This window comes from Amycolatopsis sp. NPDC104587 (assembly GCF_055583645.1).
The window spans coordinates 191865-207739 of record NZ_JBVJNO010000015.1 but is presented as its reverse complement, the minus strand read 5'-3'; the positions used below and the strand labels follow the sequence as shown (position 1 = coordinate 207739).

The following is a 15875-nucleotide window of genomic DNA, read 5'->3' as shown; positions in this document are numbered from 1 at the left end:
GTGACGACCGACCACGGGTGCGAAACTGGGGGCCGAGGACCCGCCACCAGACAGGACCGCCCCGCGATGACGATCGACCACCCGCTCGACGACCTCGTTCCCGTCGGGGACGGGCCCGTGGCCACGGTGCTCGCCGGGGTCGCCGAAGACGGGCAGAGCGCCTTCGCGCTGAAGGTCTTCCCGGGTCCGTTGCCACGGCGGGTGCGTGCCGAGCTGGAGCGGGAGCTGGCCCGGCTGCGCCCGCTGGCGGCCGGGGCGCCGCTTCTGGTGCCCGATGCCGTCGACGCGCTGCCCGATGGGCGGGTGGCGCTGCGGATGGCCCTCTGCACGCAGTCGCTGACCGAGCTCGTTGCCACTGCTGGGCCGCTGGACGGCGGGGACGTGCTGGCCCTCGGCGAGGCCGTCGCCGTCGCGCTGGTCGCACTGCACGGCGCCGGGATCGTGCACGGCGGGGTGTCCCCGGACAACGTCCTCTTCGGGCCGGAGGGCGAACCGCTGCTCGCCGACGCCGGGACGGTGCTGCGCGAGGCGTTCGCCGCCGACACCGCCGCGCCGGGGTACCGCGCGCCGGAGACCCTTCGCGCGGCGATCACCGACGAGCGGACCGACCTCTACGGCCTGGGCGCGGTGCTCCACTTCGCCCTGACCGGGTTCCCGCCGCACGGGCGGCCGCCGTCCGGCGACCCCGCCGCGCACGTCCTGCGCATCCTCAACGAGCCGGTCCCGCCGCCCGATCGGCCCGATGTCGCCCCGGAGCTGCTCGGCCTGGTCGGGGCGTTGCTGTCGGCCGATCCGGCGGACCGGCCGATCGACGCCTCCTACGTCGCGGAGCGGCTGGCCGCCGCCGCGGCAGCGCCGGTTCCGTCAGCCCCGCCGCCCGAGCGTGCGCTCGTCGCGGTCGCCGGGCCACCGCCGTCCCCGCCGAAGTCGTCCGGCCGGCTGGGGGTGCTCATCGCCGTGCCGGTGATGGTCGCCGTCGTCGTGGCGGTCGCGGTGGTGCTCCTGCGTGAGGAGCCGGCGCCGCTCGTGCCGCCGCCCGCCCCGGCCTCGGTCCCCGCGGCCGCGCCGCCCGCCACGCTTGTCCTCGACGCGCCGGTGGACCAGGGGACCGCCGTCGAGCTGACCTGGCACGCCGACGGCGCGCGGTTGCAGTTCGCCGTGGTCGTCGCGGCCGAGGGCGCCGCGGCGACGACCCGCTTCACCGGCCAGGACCGCACGCTGCGGGAGCCGGTGACCCCGGGCCTCAAGTACTGCTTCCTCGTCCAGGCCACCGACGGCGTCCGCACGTTCCAGAGCGCGTCCCGCCCGATCCGCGGCGCGACCTGCAACCGCTGATCAACCCCGGCTGAACAGGGTGCGGGGATCCAGCGCCGCCCGGAACCGCGAGCCCAGGCTCCCGCCCAGACCGGCGCGGACGTCGGCGACCGCGCGCCACGCCGCCGCGGGCTCCTCGCCGACCGGCCGGCCGGTCCACAGTGCACTGTCCACAAGTGACGCCAGCGTGCGGAGCGGGGCCGGGTCCGGGACGAGCCCGGCGTAGTCCCGCACGGTCATCCCGTCGGTCACCGGGAACCGGTGGTCGCGCAGCCGGTCGCGGACCTCTTCGTACGCGCCGAGCACGCTCCCGGCGCCGGGCCGCCGCCGTCGTCGATGAGCCCGTACGGCCTTCGCGCCGGGCACCCCCGCGAGCACGAGCACGACCAGCGCCCCCAGCACGGTCAAGATCGTCCCGAGCGGGAACCGGACCCGCGACGAGCCGTCCGCGGCCGGCCCGGACCCGCCCGGGGCGGGAGGAGCGACCGGCGGGTCCCGCAGCTGTGCGGACGGTGCCAGCGACGCCCGCGCCTTCGCGGCGAGAGCGGACGCACCCGACGGCGCGCCGCTGCCGGCCGCGCCGCCGCCGGGGTCCAGCGGCACCCAGCCGACGCCGGCCACCGCGACCTCCGGCCAGGCCAGGACGTCGCCGTTCCGGACCGTGTACCCGCCGCCGGCGTCGCGGCCCGGCGGCGGCCGGTAGCCGACGACCACGCGGGACGGGATGCCGACGCTGCGCGCGAGGACGACGTAGGCCGTGGCGAACTGTTCGCTCGTGCCGCGCTTGGTGTCCAGCAGGAACTCGCGCAGCTGGGGCCAGCCGTGGCCGGTCGGCAGCTCCGGGCCGGTCGCGCGGCGGTAGTTCTCGCGGAAGAACCGCTCGAGCACGAGTGCGCTCTCCAGCGTCGGGCGCAGGCCCCGCACCGCGGTGGTGGCGAGCTCGGTGACGCCGGGCGGGATCGTGCCCAGGCTGCCGAGGCCGCCGGGCGCGGCCGGGTCCACCCGGGAGCCGGCCGCGGCGTCCGGGGCCCACCAGCTCAACGTGTAGTCCACGGCCCGGCCGGGTGCCTCGGCGAGGAGCGAGCCCTGGTGCTCTTCGACGCGCGGCGCGGTGCCGACCACGGCGGCCGGCGCGGCCTGGCTGGGCAGCCACGGGCCCTGGCCGGCACGCACGGAGAGCGTAGCGGTCTCGCGGTGCACCGGTACGGAGAGCGAACCGGGCGGCGCCAGCTCCCGCCCGAGGCTGCGGTAATCGTCACCGGAGTGCCACTCGACGCCGTCGAAGTCGTCGAGGACGGCGACCGGCCACCGGTCGGTGTTCGCCGGGCCGTGCACGTCGAAGACCGGCTCTGCGGGCCGGGCCAGCCGCGCCGGGATCTCGTCGAGCGGGCTTGCGGTCCGGACGGCGACCGCGGCCGGGCGCCGGTCCTGCAGCGACGGCGCCGGCTGCGACGGCAGGAGCGCGGCGAGCGCCGCGGCCACCAGCGCCGTGGCGCCGAGCGGGACGGCGGCGGCGAGCGCCCGGCCGGAAAGCCGGCCGCTTCCGGCGGGCAGCAGCGCGGCCGCCACGCAGGCGCCGTAGGCGAGCGCCGCGAGCAGCGCCGTCCAGCCGGCGGCCGCGGAGAACAGCTGGCTGAGCACCACGACCACGGCGCTCGGCGCCAGCGCCACGAGCGGCCGGCGCAGCCGGGTCAGCAGCTCTACCCCGGCCGTCCCGGCGAGCACGACGAGCAGCGGCACGAACAGCAGCAGTCCCGGCTCGGCCCGGGCCGGCCAGGTCGAGCTCAGCGTCTCCCGCCACGACCCGGTCGCGCCCGCGAGGAGCGCGCGCAGAGTGTCCACAGTGGGCAGTCCGGCGAGCGTGGTCCGGAAGAGCACGGTCTCGATGACGGCCAGCAGGCCCGCGACGGCGAGCAGCACCGCTTGCCAGGTGCGCAGCTCCGGGCGCCGATGACACACTTCGGCCACCAGCGCCAGCACGGCGACCGGCGCCAGTACCGGGAGCAGCAGCTCCGGCAGCCCGAACACGGGCTGGAACAACAGGCCCGCGACGGCGGTGGCGGCGAGCACGGCCAGGCGCGGGATCACGCGACCTCGTTCCACCGCGCGACCGCCTCGGCCGCGGTGCCGGCGCGCAGCACGAGCAACCCGGGGACCGAACGCGCGGTGCCGCCGGCCACGCCGAGCTCGAGCACGAACATCGCGGCGAACGCCGGTCGTAGCGCGGCCAGCGCGCCGGGGTCCGCGGCCGCGGTGACGACGGCGAGGCAACCGCCCCGGGAAGCGCCCCGCAGCAGCGAAACCGGCACCGGGCCCGCGTCCGGCGCGTCCGGCCCGAGCTCGCTCAGCTCGTCGAGCAAAACCCGCAGGGCTTCGCTCCCACCGGCGAAGGTCCGGTCCACGCCGCCGGTGGTGACCAGCCGGTTGTGCCGCCCCGCTTGCCCGGCCGCGACCAGCAGCGACGCCGTGAGGTCGACGGCTTCCTCGAACGCGGCGGGCGGGAACACCCCGCGCCGCGTGTCGAGCAGCAGCGTGAACCGGGGCTGCTCGGGGTCGGCGTAGTCGCGCACCATCAGCTGCCCGGTCCGCGCCGAGGCCTTCCAGTGGAGGTGCCGGACCTCGTCCCCGGGCTGGTAGGGGCGCACTTCGAGCAGGTCGGTCGAGCCGCGCAGCGCCTGGTCGGTGACGACGCCTTCGTGGTGGTGGCGCGGGTACCCGGCGGCGGGTGCCTTGGCCGGGTACCGGCGCGGGTGCACCCACAGCGTCGCGGTGTCCCCGGCGGGCAGCTCGTTGACGGCCAGTCCCAGCGGGTCGGCGCGGTGCAGCCGCAGCGGGCCGACCTCCTGCCGGCCGCGGACCGACGTCGGCAGCTCGTACTGCAGGGTCCGCGTCACCCCGGGCAGCGACGGCGGCACCCGGACCGTGCGGGTGAAGCGGCCCGCGCGGTCGGTGGCGAAGAAGCCGGGTTGCCGACCGCGGGACGTCGCGACCAGCCGCGCGAGCGCCGGTTCGCCGCGCGTGACCCGGTCGGGGTGGACCGACCGCGTCACCTCGACCCGCACGCGCCGGAAGGTGAAGAGCGCGGCGGCCGCCAGGGTGCCCAGGCCTGCTGCGCCGAGCCCGCGCAGCAGGTCGAAGCCGAACCATTCCCCGGCCGAGAAGGCGAGGACGGACAGGAGCAGGACGGTCCAGCCGCGCGTGGTCGGTCGTGCGTTCACCGCGTGGTGGTCAGCGGTCCGGGCGCCGGGACCGAGTCCAGCACTTCGCGGACGACGTCGGTGCCGGCCCGGCCGCCGAGCTCGGCCTCGGCCGTGAGGACCAGGCGGTGAGCGAGCACCGGCACTGCGACGTCCTTGATGTCGTCGGGGGTCACGTATGCGCGGTCGCCGGTGGCGGCGAACCCCTGCGCCGCCCGCACGAGCGCGATGCTGCCGCGCGGGCTGGCCCCGAACCGGACGGCCGGGTGCTCCCGCGTCGCCGCCGCCAGGCGGGCGGCGTATTCGCAGACGCCCCGGTCGACGTGCACCGTGCGGACCTCCGCGATCGCCGCGGCGACCGTGGCCACGTCCACGACGGCCGGCAGGTCGGCCGGGCTCACCCCGGCGGTGCTGCTCATGATCACGAGGACCTCGGTGGCGAGGTCCGGGTAGCCGACGGTCAGCCGCATCAGGAACCGGTCGAGCTGGGCCTCGGGCAGCCGGTAGGTGCCCGCCATCTCGATCGGGTTCTGCGTGGCCACGACCAGGAACGGCCGGGGCACCTCGTGGCTCACCGCGTCGACGGTGACGCGCTGTTCGGCCATCACCTCGAGCAGGGCCGACTGCGTCTTCGGCGTGCCGCGGTTGATCTCGTCGGCGACGACGATGTTCGCGAACACCCCGCCCGGGTGGAAGACGAAGTCCTCGTCCCGCTGCCGGTACACGGTCACCCCGGTGATGTCGCCGGGGAGCAGGTCCGGCGTGAACTGGATGCGGTGCCACGAACCGCCGATGCTCCGGGCGAGGCAGTGCGCGAGCGTTGTCTTGCCGACGCCGGGGACGTCCTCGAGGAGGAGGTGGCCTTCGGCGAAGAGGGCGGCGACGGTGAGGCGCACGATTTCGGTCTTCCCGCGCACGACCCGGCCGATGTTCTCGGCGAGCGCGCGGTAGACCTCGGCTGCGGAGGTGCTCACGAGACTGCTTTCCAGGTGATGGTGTTGGACTTGACGTCGTCGACGGTGACCCAGATCCGGCGGCCGACGCCGTAGTAGTAGAAGTAGTCCGCGGTGAGGGCGCCGGACGCGTCGGTCTTCCGCCGTTGCCCGTCGTTGGTGTACCCGGGGTCGCTGGAGTGCGGCATCAGCAGGTATGTCGTGTTCGGCGCGAAGCCGGTCAGCCGGATGTGCATCCACCCGCAGTCCGGGATGTCCTCCGGCTCACCGCAGTTGCGGTCCTCCCCGGTCGGGCGGGCGCCCTGCGACAGCGTGATCGCGGGGGTCGGCGCGGCCCGGGTGACCGTGGTCGACGCGGCGGCCCCGCGGCCGGCTTCGTTCTCCGCCACCACTTGCACGGTGTAGGCGGCCCCGGCGGTCAGCGTCGGGATCGTGGCTGTGCGGGCGGTGCCGGCGGTGTCGACCGCACCGGCGCCCGAGCCGTCCGCGCGGGACCACGACACGTGGTAGGCGGTCACTGCGGCGCCGTTGGCCGCGGCGGCCGACCACTGGACACGGGCCCCGGAGCCGGAGACCGTCGCGCGGAGGCCGGGTGGCGCGCCGGGCGGGGTGGCCGGCTGGGCGGTGACCGGGGGCGGCGGCGGGGTGCTCCGCGCCGTCGCGGGCGGGGCCGCCGGTTTCGTGGGCTTGGCCGGTTCGGTCCGGGTGCCCGGCGACGGGACCCGTGGCGGCGGCTGGTTTGCGGTCGGCCGATCGGGAGGCGGCTGGTCGGCGGGCGGCACCGGCGCGACCGGCCGGTCCGCACCCGGGTCTTCGCCGACCGCGACGTCCCCGACCGAGCCGTCGGGATCGACCACGACGACGTGCTTCCCGCTGTCGCCGTCGACGTAGAGCCGGTCGTCCTGGCCGCGGCTGATGCGCGTGTCACCCGGCTCGGGCGGGATCGCCCGCACGCTGCGGCCGCCGCCGTCCGGGCCGTAGGTGCGCAGGGTGTGGCTGTGCCGGTCGAGCAGCGCGACGGCGTCGCCGGTGGTGGCCGGTGTCGCGTAGTCGCCCGGCGGGACGGCGATCGTGACCGGCGGCGCGGCCGGGCGGTCGCGGGTCAGGCCCGCGGTGTCGACGAGGTGCAGGCGGCTGCCCACCGGGTCGAAGAGCGCGATGCGGCCCGCGGTGTCCGCGCCGGCCACCCGGGCCGACGGCGAAACGTCGACGCCCAGGCCGACCGCGGGCTCGAGGCCGCCGGCGCCGACCAGGCTGAAGGTGCGCGCGGTGGTGTCGACGTAGATCGCTTTTTCCCCCAGCAGGGTGAGCCCACCGGAGTGACCGGCCGGCGCGGCCGCCGGGCAGGCGAGCCGGTCCGCGCCCTTGTCCAGGTCGCAGATCGCGCCGTCGGCGGGCCGGTTCACCCACACCCGGCCGCCGCGCGCGGCGACCGGCTCACCGAGCGGACCGCCGGCCGGGACGACCGTCATCGCCGGGCCGAGCCGCACGACGGTGCCCGCGTCCCGGTAGACGAGGTAGGGCCCACCGTCCACTTCGAACACGACGGGACGCTCACCGGTGACCGGCGCCGGGACCCCGCCGGTCACCGCGAGATCGGACTTGCCGAACTCCGTGATCCTCGACGGCCCGACGACGTAGGCGCTGGAATCCCCCTGGGCCACCGGAGAACCCGGCGCCAGGTCCGGCACGGCGGCTTTCGCGTCGACCGTCCGGCCCGCGCCGTTGACGTGCGCGACCAGCCCCGAGGCCGCGTTCACGACCCAGTGCCCCGCCGGGGTGAACGACAGCCCGGCGCCCGGGCTGCCGGCTCCGGTCAGCGCGAGCGTGACGGCCACGGCGCCGCCGGCCGCGACGAGCGCGACGGGCAGCCGCGATCGCAGCCGTCGTCCGGCGACCCGCCCCCTGGCTCCCTCACCCACCCGGGCAGATTAGTCGATCGCGGTACTCCGGTGGTCCATCCGGAGTACATCGGACTCAGGCTTCCGGCGCCCCGGTCGGCAGCACCAGCTCGAAGATCGCGCCGCCTTCCCGGGCGTTGTAGACGCGCAGCTCGCCGCCGTGGGCCTGGGCGACCCAGCGGACGATCGACAGGCCGAGCCCGCTCGAGGAGCCTTCGCCGGAGAACTGGTCGAACGCGGCCTGCGCGCGTCCGGCGTCGACCCCGGGACCGTGGTCGGCCACCGTGACGCGGCCGCCGGCGACCGTGATGTGCACGATCGCGAGCGTGCCGGGTTCGTGGCCGTAGCGCAGGGCGTTGTCGAGCAGGTTCGCCACCGCCCGCTGCACGAGGACCGGGTCGGCCTCGACCTCGGTGGGCGCGGCCGTGAGCGTGACCTGGGCGTCGCCGGCCGGGGTTTCGCGGACGACGGCCGCGACGAGCTCGTCGAGCCGGACCCGCCGCAGGTCGAACTGGTCCGCGCCCGCGGACAGCCGCGCGCGGACCAGCAGGCCGTCGATGATCGCGCCCATCCGCCCGGCCAGCCGCACGGTGCGGGGCAGCAGATCCGCGCTGCGGGCGGGGTTGCGCAGCGCGGTCTCGGCCAGCGCCCGCAGCGCGGCTACCGGCGTGCGCAGGTCGTGCGCGGTCTCAGCGATCAGGATCTCCTGCTGGCGCAGGGCGTTGCCGGCCGGCCGCAGGGCCCGCCCGGCCGCGAAGTACCCGGCCGCGCCGGCGACCCCGACGAGGACGGCGCAGGCGCCGGCGAGCAGCAGCGCGCGCTGGTCGTGGGCGGCCTCCGACGGCCCGGCGTCGACGGCGGCGACCACCGCGCCGGTGAAGCGGCCGCCGGGCTCGCGGAACGGCTCCGCGTGGACGCGGACCGGGTTCCCACTGACGTCGGCCGTCGCGGTGAGCGGGGCGCCGGCCGCGGCGGCCTGCCGGGCCAGCTCGGTCAACGCTGGTTCACCGACGGCCACGCAGGTCCGCGCCGACCGGAACGGCGCGAAGCCGCCGTCCGCGGCGGGCAGCACGGCGAACTGCGGGCATTCACCGGTCAGCGGGTCGCGCGCCGCGTCGACGGTCACCGTCGCGTTGTCGTAGTGGACCAGCCGGGTCACGGTCGAGGTGACGCGCTGCAGCTGCGCGTCGAGCGCGAGGTCGCGCTGCCGCCCGTCGTCGCGGACCAGGAGCCAGCAGAAGAGGATCAGGCCGACCGCGTTGAACCCGGCGAACACCCAGACCAGCAGCCACCGGACGCGGCCGAGCCGGCTCGCCGAGGAGGCGCTCATCCGGGCAGCCCCAGGCGGTAGCCGCGACCGCGGACGGCGTGGACCAGCTCGGGCGGGCCGAGCTTCCGCCGGATCCGGCGGACGACGACGTCGACGACGTTGGACATGGGGTCGGTGCTGCCGTCCCAGCAGTGCTCGATCAGGTCCGAGCGGCTGACGGCGGCGCCGGGGTGCGCCATCAGGAACTCCAGGACCGAGAACTCGCGGGCGCCCAGCGCCAGCGGGGTCCCACCGCGGACGGCCTCGTGGCGGACGGTGTCGAGCGTCAGGTCGCCGACGCGCAGCACGCCGGGGCGCGGGGCCGGCCGCCGGCACAGCACCGAGACGCGCGCGCGCAGCTCGGCCACGGAGAACGGCTTGCCGAGGTAGTCGTCGGCGCCGTGTTCGAACCCCGCGACGCGGTCGGCGACGTCGGCGCGGCCGGTCAGGAAGACCACCGGGACGGTCCAGCCGGCCTCGCGGCGCTGCCGCACATACCCGATCGAGTCGCCGTCCGGCAGCACGCGGTCGAACACGACGCACGCGTGCGGGCGGGCGGCGAGGGCGGCGTCCGCGGTCGTGATGTCGGCGGCTTCGCCGACGTCGAAACCGGCGGCGCGCAGGTCGGTCACGACGGCCGCGCGCAGGTCGTCGTCGTCCTCCACCACGAGCACCCGGGTCATCGGGTCCCCCACCCCCTCCTCGTTCCGGCCGATCATGTCATCGAAACGTCATGGAGGGCGGAGCAAGGTGGTTCCCGGAGGCCGCGAGGGGCGGCCGGGGGCAGGAGGAACGGTGCTCTTCCAGGTGCTGGGGCCGGTGGCGGCCCGCGACGCGGACGGCCAGGCGATCGAGCTCGGCCCGGGCAAGCCCGAGCTCGTGCTGGCGAGCCTGCTGCTGCGCGCGGGCGACTGGGTGTCGGTGGACGAGCTCGTCGACACGACCTGGGCCGGGCGCCGCCCGCCGCCGTCCGCCGAAGCCAACCTGAAGACCTACATCTGGCGCCTGCGGCGGGTGCTCCCGGCGCCGGACGGCGGCAGCCGCATCGAGCACCGGCCGGGCGCCTACCGGATCCGCGTCGCGGAGTGCGAGCTGGACGCGCGGCTCGCCGCGGACCTGGCCGTCCGCGCGGGGGACGCGCTCGCCGCCGGCGACCATGCGAGTGCCGCCGCGCTGGCCACCGAGGGGCTCGCGCTGTGGCGCGGGCGGCCGTTCGAGGGGGCGACCGGGCGAGCGACGGCCGTCGCGGCCGCGCGGCTGACCGAGCTCGGCTGGTCGCTGCGGGAGACGCGGGCCCGGGCCTGGCTGGCCGCCGGCCGGCACGGTGACGCGGTCGCGGCCCTGCGCACGCTGACGGCGGAAGACCCGCTGCGCGAGGGAACCTGGGCGCTGCTGGTGGAAGCGCTCGCGTCGGCCGGACGGCGCGGGGAGGCGCTGGCGGCCTTCAGCGACGCCCGCCGGGCTCTCGTCGCGGAGCTCGGCGTCGACCCGGGCCCGGTGCTGCTGGCGGCGCACGAGCGTGCGCTGGCCGGCCCGTCGCCGGTTCCCTTCGGCCCCCGCCGCGAGCTGCCGCGGGACGTGCCCGGGTTCACCGGACGCGAGGCGGAGCTGCGGGACGCGAGCGAGGTGCTGGCCGCGCCGGTGCGCGTCGCCTTGGTCGAAGGCATGCCGCGGGTCGGGAAGTCCGCGTTCGTCGTGGCTTTGGCCCACCGGCTGGCCGGGCAGTTCCCGGACGGCCAGTTCCACGTCGACCTGCGTCATGGCGCCGCGACCCCGGCCGAGGTGCTGGACCGGCTGCTGCGCGCGACCGGCGTCGGCGCAGTGCCCGCGGACCTCGGGGAGAGCGCGGCGCTCTGGCGGTCCCGGATCGCCGGGCGGCGGATCCTGCTCGTGCTGGACGACGCGGCGGGAGAGGCGCAGGTCGCGCCGCTGCTGCCCGCCGGGTCCACCGCGCTGACCCTGATCACGACGCGGACCGGGGACTGGCACGTCCCCGGCGCGCGCCGGCTGCGGCTGGCGCCCCTGCCGGACCCGGCCGCCGAGGACCTGCTGCGCGCCGGCGCCGGCGACGACCGGCTCGATGCCGACCCCGCGACGCTGCGCGCGTTGCTCGACCTTTGCGGCGGCCTGCCCGGGCTGGTGCGGGCCGCCGCCGACCGGCTCGCCGCGCGCCCCCATTGGCGGCCCTCGGACGTCCTCGCCTGGCTCGACGGCGAAATCGGGCAGGGCACCGGGTGCGCGGCCGCGCTCGCCTCGAGCGTCCGGCGGCTGCCGGTCGCCGAACGGAGGGTGTTCGCGCTCTGCTCGAAGGGGCAGGTCGACCCGCTGCGCGTGTCGCGGCGGCTCCGGATCGGCGCGCCCGAGGCGCGGCGGCTGCTGGAACGGCTCGTCGACTGCAACCTGGTCACCGCACGCGTCGCCGGCCGGTACACCGTCCACCCGGTGCTGCGCCGGCTGGCGGCCGGGCCACCGGGCGCCCATGTCGCGTGACCGCGTTATCGTTCCCTTTGTGCGAGTGCTGGTGGTCGAGGACGACGAGGACATCCGCGTCGCCGTCGAGTTCACCTTGCGCGACGCGGGTTTTGCGGTCGACGCGGCCGCCGATCTCGCGTCGGCTGACGAGCTGCTCTTCGTCAACTCCTACGACTGCGCGGTGTTCGACCGGATGCTCCCGGACGGCGATTCGCTGCCGTTCGTGCGCGAGCGCCGGGCCGGCAGCTGGACCGTGCCCGTGCTGTTCCTCACCGCGCACGACAGCGTCGCCGACCGCGTCGCGGGCCTGACCGAAGGCGACGACTACCTCGGAAAGCCGTTCGCCGTCGCGGAACTGGTCGCGCGGGTGCGGAACCTTTGCCGCCGGACCGGCGCGGAGACCGCGCTCCCGCTGCGCCACGGCGACCTCGAGCTCGACCCCGGCCGCCACGAAGTGCGCCGCGGCGGCCGCCTGGTTTCCTTGACGGCCAAGGAGTTCGCCGTCCTGCACCGGTTGCTGACGGCCGGGGGCGCGGTGGTGTCCCGGGAGGAGCTCGTCGCGGTCGCGTGGGACGAGCTGGTCGCGCCGTCCTCCAACGTGGTCGACGCGGTGGTCGTCCGGCTGCGCCGGAAACTCGGGCCGCCCCCGGTAGTGCACGCCCGCCGCGGCGCGGGGTTCCTGCTCGCCGAAGCCTGATGTACTTGCGCTGTACCGGTGTTGGACGTGCCCGGGCGACGATCTCCCGTGGAAGCAACGGCTCGATTTCCGGGAGCAGACGATGAGCAAAGCGAACAGGGTGGGCCGGGCCGCGGTGTACGGGATCGCCGGGCTGGCCACCGCGGCGATCGGGGCCACGGCGGCCAACGCGTTCGTCACCGACAGCGGTCCGGCGCCCGCACCGGTCGCGCAGCCCGGCACCCCACCGGCGGTCAAGACGGCTCCGGCGCCGGCGGTGAAGCCGTCGACCGGGAAGACCGCGACGACGCCGAAGACCGCGACAGCGCCTAAGGCGGCGACGGTGCCCAAGGCCGTCAGCCCGGCGAAGGTGGCAACGCCGGCGAAGAAGATCCGCGTGGCAACCCCCGCGGGACACCGGCCGACGGCCGCGCCGCACCGGGTGGTCAAGGCCGCCACGGCCCAGGCGAAGCCCGAGCGCAAGCGGTTCGTGGTCCAAGCGGCGGCCAAGCCGGTTGTCCCGGCCGCCGTGGCCGGTCCGGCGGAGAGGATCCTGGCGCACGCTGAGCAGCACGTCACGGCGGCCGAGCAGGAGCTCGCGAAGATCAAGGACGACCTGGCACAGCTGAGGAAGAACCTGCGGCCGGCCACCCACCACAAGCACGACGCGCCGCACGAACAGGCCGGACACAAGAAGGCCGCGAAGCACGAGAAGGCCGCTCCCGCGCGGACGGTGCGCAAGCAGGTCGTCCCGCCGCAGCGGCCGGTGCGGGACATCGGCCCGTGCAAGACGGTCCGGACGTCTTCGCAGGGCGTGGGCGCGTCCAGCGCTTCGTCGGCCGTCGTGTGCGGCAACGGCACGGTCCGGGTGGGCTGACACGTGGGCGTCAGCATCGCCGAGCGGCCGAGGTTGTCGCTCCGCGCCGCCCGGGCGCGAGCCGGCCTGTACCGGTCGCCGCGGCTGCCGCGGTACATCGTCGTGCCGGAGTCCGTCTGGCTCGGGCAACGGGCGGTCCCGGAGGCCGACGACGAGCGCGTCGAGACCGCGCCGGTGGAGGAGTACTACTACCGGCACCCGGAGCGCCCGCCGATGAGCCTGGGCACGGTGAGCACCTTCGGCGGGGTCGTCGGGGCGATCGGGGCCGGGCTGCTGCCGGGGATGCTGATCGCCGGGCCGGGCGGCCTGGTCGCGGGGGTCGCGGCCGGCCTGTTCGGCGGCCTGATGGGCCGCGAGCTGGCGGGCGAGCTGCACGAGCGCCGCGCTGGTTGATGGGCCGGATGCCGCCGGACCGGCAACGGTTCCGGCGGCATCTTCCGGCGGTTCCGTTGCCGGTCCGGCCCCCGAGTTGCCGGTCGCCGCGCTCGAGTTGCTGGTCACCGCACTTAAGTCGTGAGCCAAGAGAGTTACTTACAGGTAATCGTCCTTCCTCGTGGGAGCTGCACCTGCTGTGCTACTTCGGTCGGCTCTGTCACAGAGGAGTGACCATGGCTGTTCGCACCCGTAAGTTCCTGCGTCCACTACTGCGGTTGAGCACGGCCCTGGGGGCCGTCGTCCTGTCCACCCTCGGCGTCACGGGCCTCGCCCAGGCCGCCGGGACCGTCTACGCCGCGCTCGGCGACTCCTACTCCTCCGGGACCGGAGCCGGGAGCTACGGCAGCTCCGGGAGCTGCTACCGCAGCTCCAACGCGTATGGGCAGCTCTGGGCCAACGCCCACAGCGGCACATCGTTCGCCTTCCTCGCCTGCTCGGGAGCGAAGACCGGCGACGTGATCAACCAGGCCAACTCGATTCCCGCGGGGGCGACGCTGGTCACCGTCACCGTCGGGGGCAACGACGCCGGGTTCACCGACGTCATCACCACCTGCACGCTGGGCAGCGACTCGGACTGCGTCAACCGGGTCAACACGGCGAAGACCTACGTCAACAACACCCTGCCGGGGCTGCTCACCAACACCTACAACGCGATCAAGGCGAAGGCGCCGGGGGCGCGTCTCGTCGTCCTGTCCTACCCGCGCTTCTACACCGTGCCCGGCTCCTGCTGGGTCGGGCTCAGCGACACCAAGCGCTCGGCGATCAACTCCGGCGCGGACACCCTGGCGTCGGTGCTCCAGCAGCGCGCTTCGGCGGCCGGGGCGACGTTCGTCGACGTCCGGCCGTCCTTCGCCGGCCACAACATCTGCTCGTCGGCGGACGACTACCTGCACAGCCTCACCTGGCCGGTGGTCGAGTCCTACCACCCGACGCCGGCCGGGCAGTCGGGCGGCTACTACGCCCCGCTGCGCGCGGCGATCGGCTGAACCTCACGTCCTGAAGGGCCTCCTCGCGGCCGGCATGTCCGCGAGGGGGCCCTTTGCCGCAATCCGGCGACTGGACACCCACGTTAGCGGTCGCTAACATCGGACCGGAGGTTAACGACCGCTAACTTCGAGGGAGCCCATGGACACGCCGGCACTGGGGACGTCTGCAGCCCCGGACAGCGAGGCTTACGCCCGCAATGCGACATCGCACGCGGAGCTGGTCGAGGACCTCCGCAAACGTTTGGCAGCCACCCGCCTGGGCGGCCCCGAGAAGTCGCGCACCCGGCACGTCGAGCGCGGCAAGCTGCTCCCGCGCGACCGCGTCGACACGCTGCTGGACCCGGGTTCGCCGTTCCTCGAGCTCTCGCCGCTGGCAGCGAACGGACTGTATGACGACGAAGCGCCGTCCGCGGGCATCATCACCGGGGTCGGGCGCGTCTCCGGCCGAGAATGCGTGGTCGTCGCGAACGACGCCACCGTCAAGGGCGGCACGTACTACCCGATGACGGTGAAGAAGCACCTGCGCGCGCAGGAGGTCGCGCTGCACAACAACCTGCCGTGCGTCTACCTGGTGGACTCCGGCGGCGCGTTCCTGCCCAGGCAGGACGAGGTCTTCCCGGATCGTGAACACTTCGGCCGGATCTTCTACAACCAGGCGACGATGTCCGCGCGCGGCATCCCGCAAATCGCCGCGGTGCTGGGCTCCTGCACCGCGGGCGGCGCGTACGTCCCGGCGATGAGCGACGAGGCCGTGATCGTCCGGAACCAGGGCACGATCTTCCTCGGCGGCCCGCCGCTGGTGAAGGCCGCGACCGGCGAGGTCGTCACGGCCGAAGAGCTCGGCGGCGGCGACGTCCACTCGCGCCAGTCCGGCGTCACCGACCACCTGGCCGACGACGACGCGCACGCGCTGCGGATCGTCCGCTCGATCGTCTCGACGCTCGGGCCGCGCACCCCACGCCCGTGGGACGTCCTGCCGACCGAAGCGCCGGCCGTCGACCCCGCGGAGCTGTACGGCGTCGTCCCGACCGACCCGCGCACGCCGTACGACGTGCGCGAGGTGATCGCGCGGATCGTCGACGGCAGCCGCTTCGGCGAGTTCAAGAAGGAGTACGGCTCGACGCTGGTCACCGGGTTCGCGCGGATCCACGGCCACCCGGTCGGCATCGTCGCGAACAACGGCGTCCTGTTCGCCGAGTCCGCGATGAAGGGCGCGCACTTCATCGAGCTGTGCGACAAGCGCTCGATCCCGCTGCTGTTCCTGCAGAACATCACCGGCTTCATGGTCGGCAAGGCGTACGAGGCCGGCGGCATCGCGAAGCACGGCGCGAAGATGGTCACCGCCGTCGCCTGTGCGCGGGTGCCGAAGTTGACGGTCGTTGTCGGCGGCTCGTTCGGCGCCGGGAACTACTCGATGTGCGGCCGGGCGTACTCGCCGCGGTTCCTCTGGATGTGGCCGAACGCGCGGATCTCCGTGATGGGCGGCGAGCAGGCGGCGTCGGTCCTCTCGACGGTCCGGCGCGACTCGATCGAGGCGCGCGGCGGCGAGTGGTCCACCGAGGACGAAGAGGCCTTCAAGGACCCGATCCGCGAGCAGTACGAGGCCCAGGGGAGCCCGTACTACTCCACCGCGCGGCTGTGGGACGACGGCGTGATCGACCCGGTGGACACCCGCACGGTGCTGGGTCTCGCGCTCTCCACCGCGGCCAACGCGCCGCTGTCCGATGTCAACTACGGCGTCTTCCGGATGTGAGC

Annotated in this window: 13 protein-coding genes; 7 read left to right on the top strand and 6 right to left on the bottom strand. The window is 75.2% G+C overall.

From position 1 onward, the window contains the following. Positions 1-66: 66 nt before the first annotated feature. Positions 67-1335 (top strand): protein kinase domain-containing protein, encoded by a 1269-nt coding sequence (locus tag ACZ61C_RS38330; protein ID WP_465312816.1) that lies wholly within the window; start codon positions 67-69, stop codon positions 1333-1335. On the opposite strand, the gene ACZ61C_RS38325 is transcribed toward ACZ61C_RS38330, so the two are convergent. From ACZ61C_RS38325 to ACZ61C_RS38300, 6 genes are read right to left on the bottom strand one after another with little or no spacing between them, the layout of a single operon-like run. Next, positions 1336-3402 (bottom strand): transglutaminase TgpA family protein, encoded by a 2067-nt coding sequence (locus tag ACZ61C_RS38325; RefSeq protein WP_465312815.1) that lies wholly within the window; start codon positions 3400-3402, stop codon positions 1336-1338. Next, positions 3399-4532: a DUF58 domain-containing protein gene (locus ACZ61C_RS38320; protein WP_465312814.1), complete on the bottom strand. Its 1134-nt coding sequence runs from the start codon at positions 4530-4532 to the stop codon at positions 3399-3401. Before ACZ61C_RS38320 ends, ACZ61C_RS38325 begins: the two co-directional genes overlap by 4 nt. Beyond that, on the bottom strand, positions 4529-5485 hold the full coding sequence (locus ACZ61C_RS38315) for an AAA family ATPase (protein ID WP_465312813.1): 957 nt from the start codon (positions 5483-5485) through the stop codon (positions 4529-4531). Before ACZ61C_RS38315 ends, ACZ61C_RS38320 begins: the two co-directional genes overlap by 4 nt. After that, entirely contained in the window at positions 5482-7386 is a 1905-nt protein-coding gene (locus tag ACZ61C_RS38310; protein WP_465312812.1) for a fibronectin type III domain-containing protein, read from the bottom strand. Before ACZ61C_RS38310 ends, ACZ61C_RS38315 begins: the two co-directional genes overlap by 4 nt. Positions 7387-7441: 55 nt before the next feature. Next, positions 7442-8695: a sensor histidine kinase gene (locus ACZ61C_RS38305; RefSeq protein ID WP_465312811.1), complete on the bottom strand. Its 1254-nt coding sequence runs from the start codon at positions 8693-8695 to the stop codon at positions 7442-7444. Further along, the gene (locus tag ACZ61C_RS38300) at positions 8692-9393 is read right to left on the bottom strand and encodes a winged helix-turn-helix domain-containing protein (RefSeq protein WP_465312810.1); all 702 of its coding nucleotides are present in this window, start codon (positions 9391-9393) and stop codon (positions 8692-8694) included. Before ACZ61C_RS38300 ends, ACZ61C_RS38305 begins: the two co-directional genes overlap by 4 nt. A gap of 76 nt (positions 9394-9469) precedes the next feature. On the opposite strand from ACZ61C_RS38300, the gene ACZ61C_RS38295 reads away from it, so the two are divergent. From ACZ61C_RS38295 to ACZ61C_RS38270, 6 genes are all read left to right on the top strand, one after another. Beyond that, a complete protein-coding gene (locus tag ACZ61C_RS38295; protein ID WP_465312809.1) occupies positions 9470-11164 on the top strand; it encodes an AfsR/SARP family transcriptional regulator in 1695 nt (564 codons plus the stop codon). A gap of 19 nt (positions 11165-11183) precedes the next feature. Next, a complete protein-coding gene (locus ACZ61C_RS38290; RefSeq protein ID WP_465312808.1) occupies positions 11184-11843 on the top strand; it encodes a response regulator transcription factor in 660 nt (219 codons plus the stop codon). An 82-nt stretch (positions 11844-11925) separates the two neighbouring features. Next, positions 11926-12699 (top strand): hypothetical protein, encoded by a 774-nt coding sequence (locus tag ACZ61C_RS38285; protein ID WP_465312807.1) that lies wholly within the window; start codon positions 11926-11928, stop codon positions 12697-12699. A gap of 3 nt (positions 12700-12702) precedes the next feature. Next, positions 12703-13092: a hypothetical protein gene (locus ACZ61C_RS38280; protein WP_465312806.1), complete on the top strand. Its 390-nt coding sequence runs from the start codon at positions 12703-12705 to the stop codon at positions 13090-13092. 215 nt (positions 13093-13307) lie between these two features. After that, positions 13308-14120, top strand: a complete 813-nt coding sequence (locus ACZ61C_RS38275) for an SGNH/GDSL hydrolase family protein (RefSeq protein ID WP_465312805.1) — start codon at positions 13308-13310, stop codon at positions 14118-14120. 139 nt (positions 14121-14259) lie between these two features. Further along, positions 14260-15873 (top strand): carboxyl transferase domain-containing protein, encoded by a 1614-nt coding sequence (locus ACZ61C_RS38270; RefSeq protein WP_465312803.1) that lies wholly within the window; start codon positions 14260-14262, stop codon positions 15871-15873. Positions 15874-15875: the final 2 nt, after the last annotated feature.

Coding starts and splice junctions, on each gene's coding strand:
- ACZ61C_RS38270 (WP_465312803.1), top strand. CDS start 14,260: ATGGACACGCCGGCACTGGGGACGTCTGCAGCCCCGGACAGCGAGGCT.
- ACZ61C_RS38330 (WP_465312816.1), top strand. CDS start 67: ATGACGATCGACCACCCGCTCGACGACCTCGTTCCCGTCGGGGACGGG.
- ACZ61C_RS38300 (WP_465312810.1), bottom strand. CDS start 9,393: ATGATCGGCCGGAACGAGGAGGGGGTGGGGGACCCGATGACCCGGGTG.
- ACZ61C_RS38285 (WP_465312807.1), top strand. CDS start 11,926: ATGAGCAAAGCGAACAGGGTGGGCCGGGCCGCGGTGTACGGGATCGCC.
- ACZ61C_RS38275 (WP_465312805.1), top strand. CDS start 13,308: ATGGCTGTTCGCACCCGTAAGTTCCTGCGTCCACTACTGCGGTTGAGC.
- ACZ61C_RS38305 (WP_465312811.1), bottom strand. CDS start 8,695: ATGAGCGCCTCCTCGGCGAGCCGGCTCGGCCGCGTCCGGTGGCTGCTG.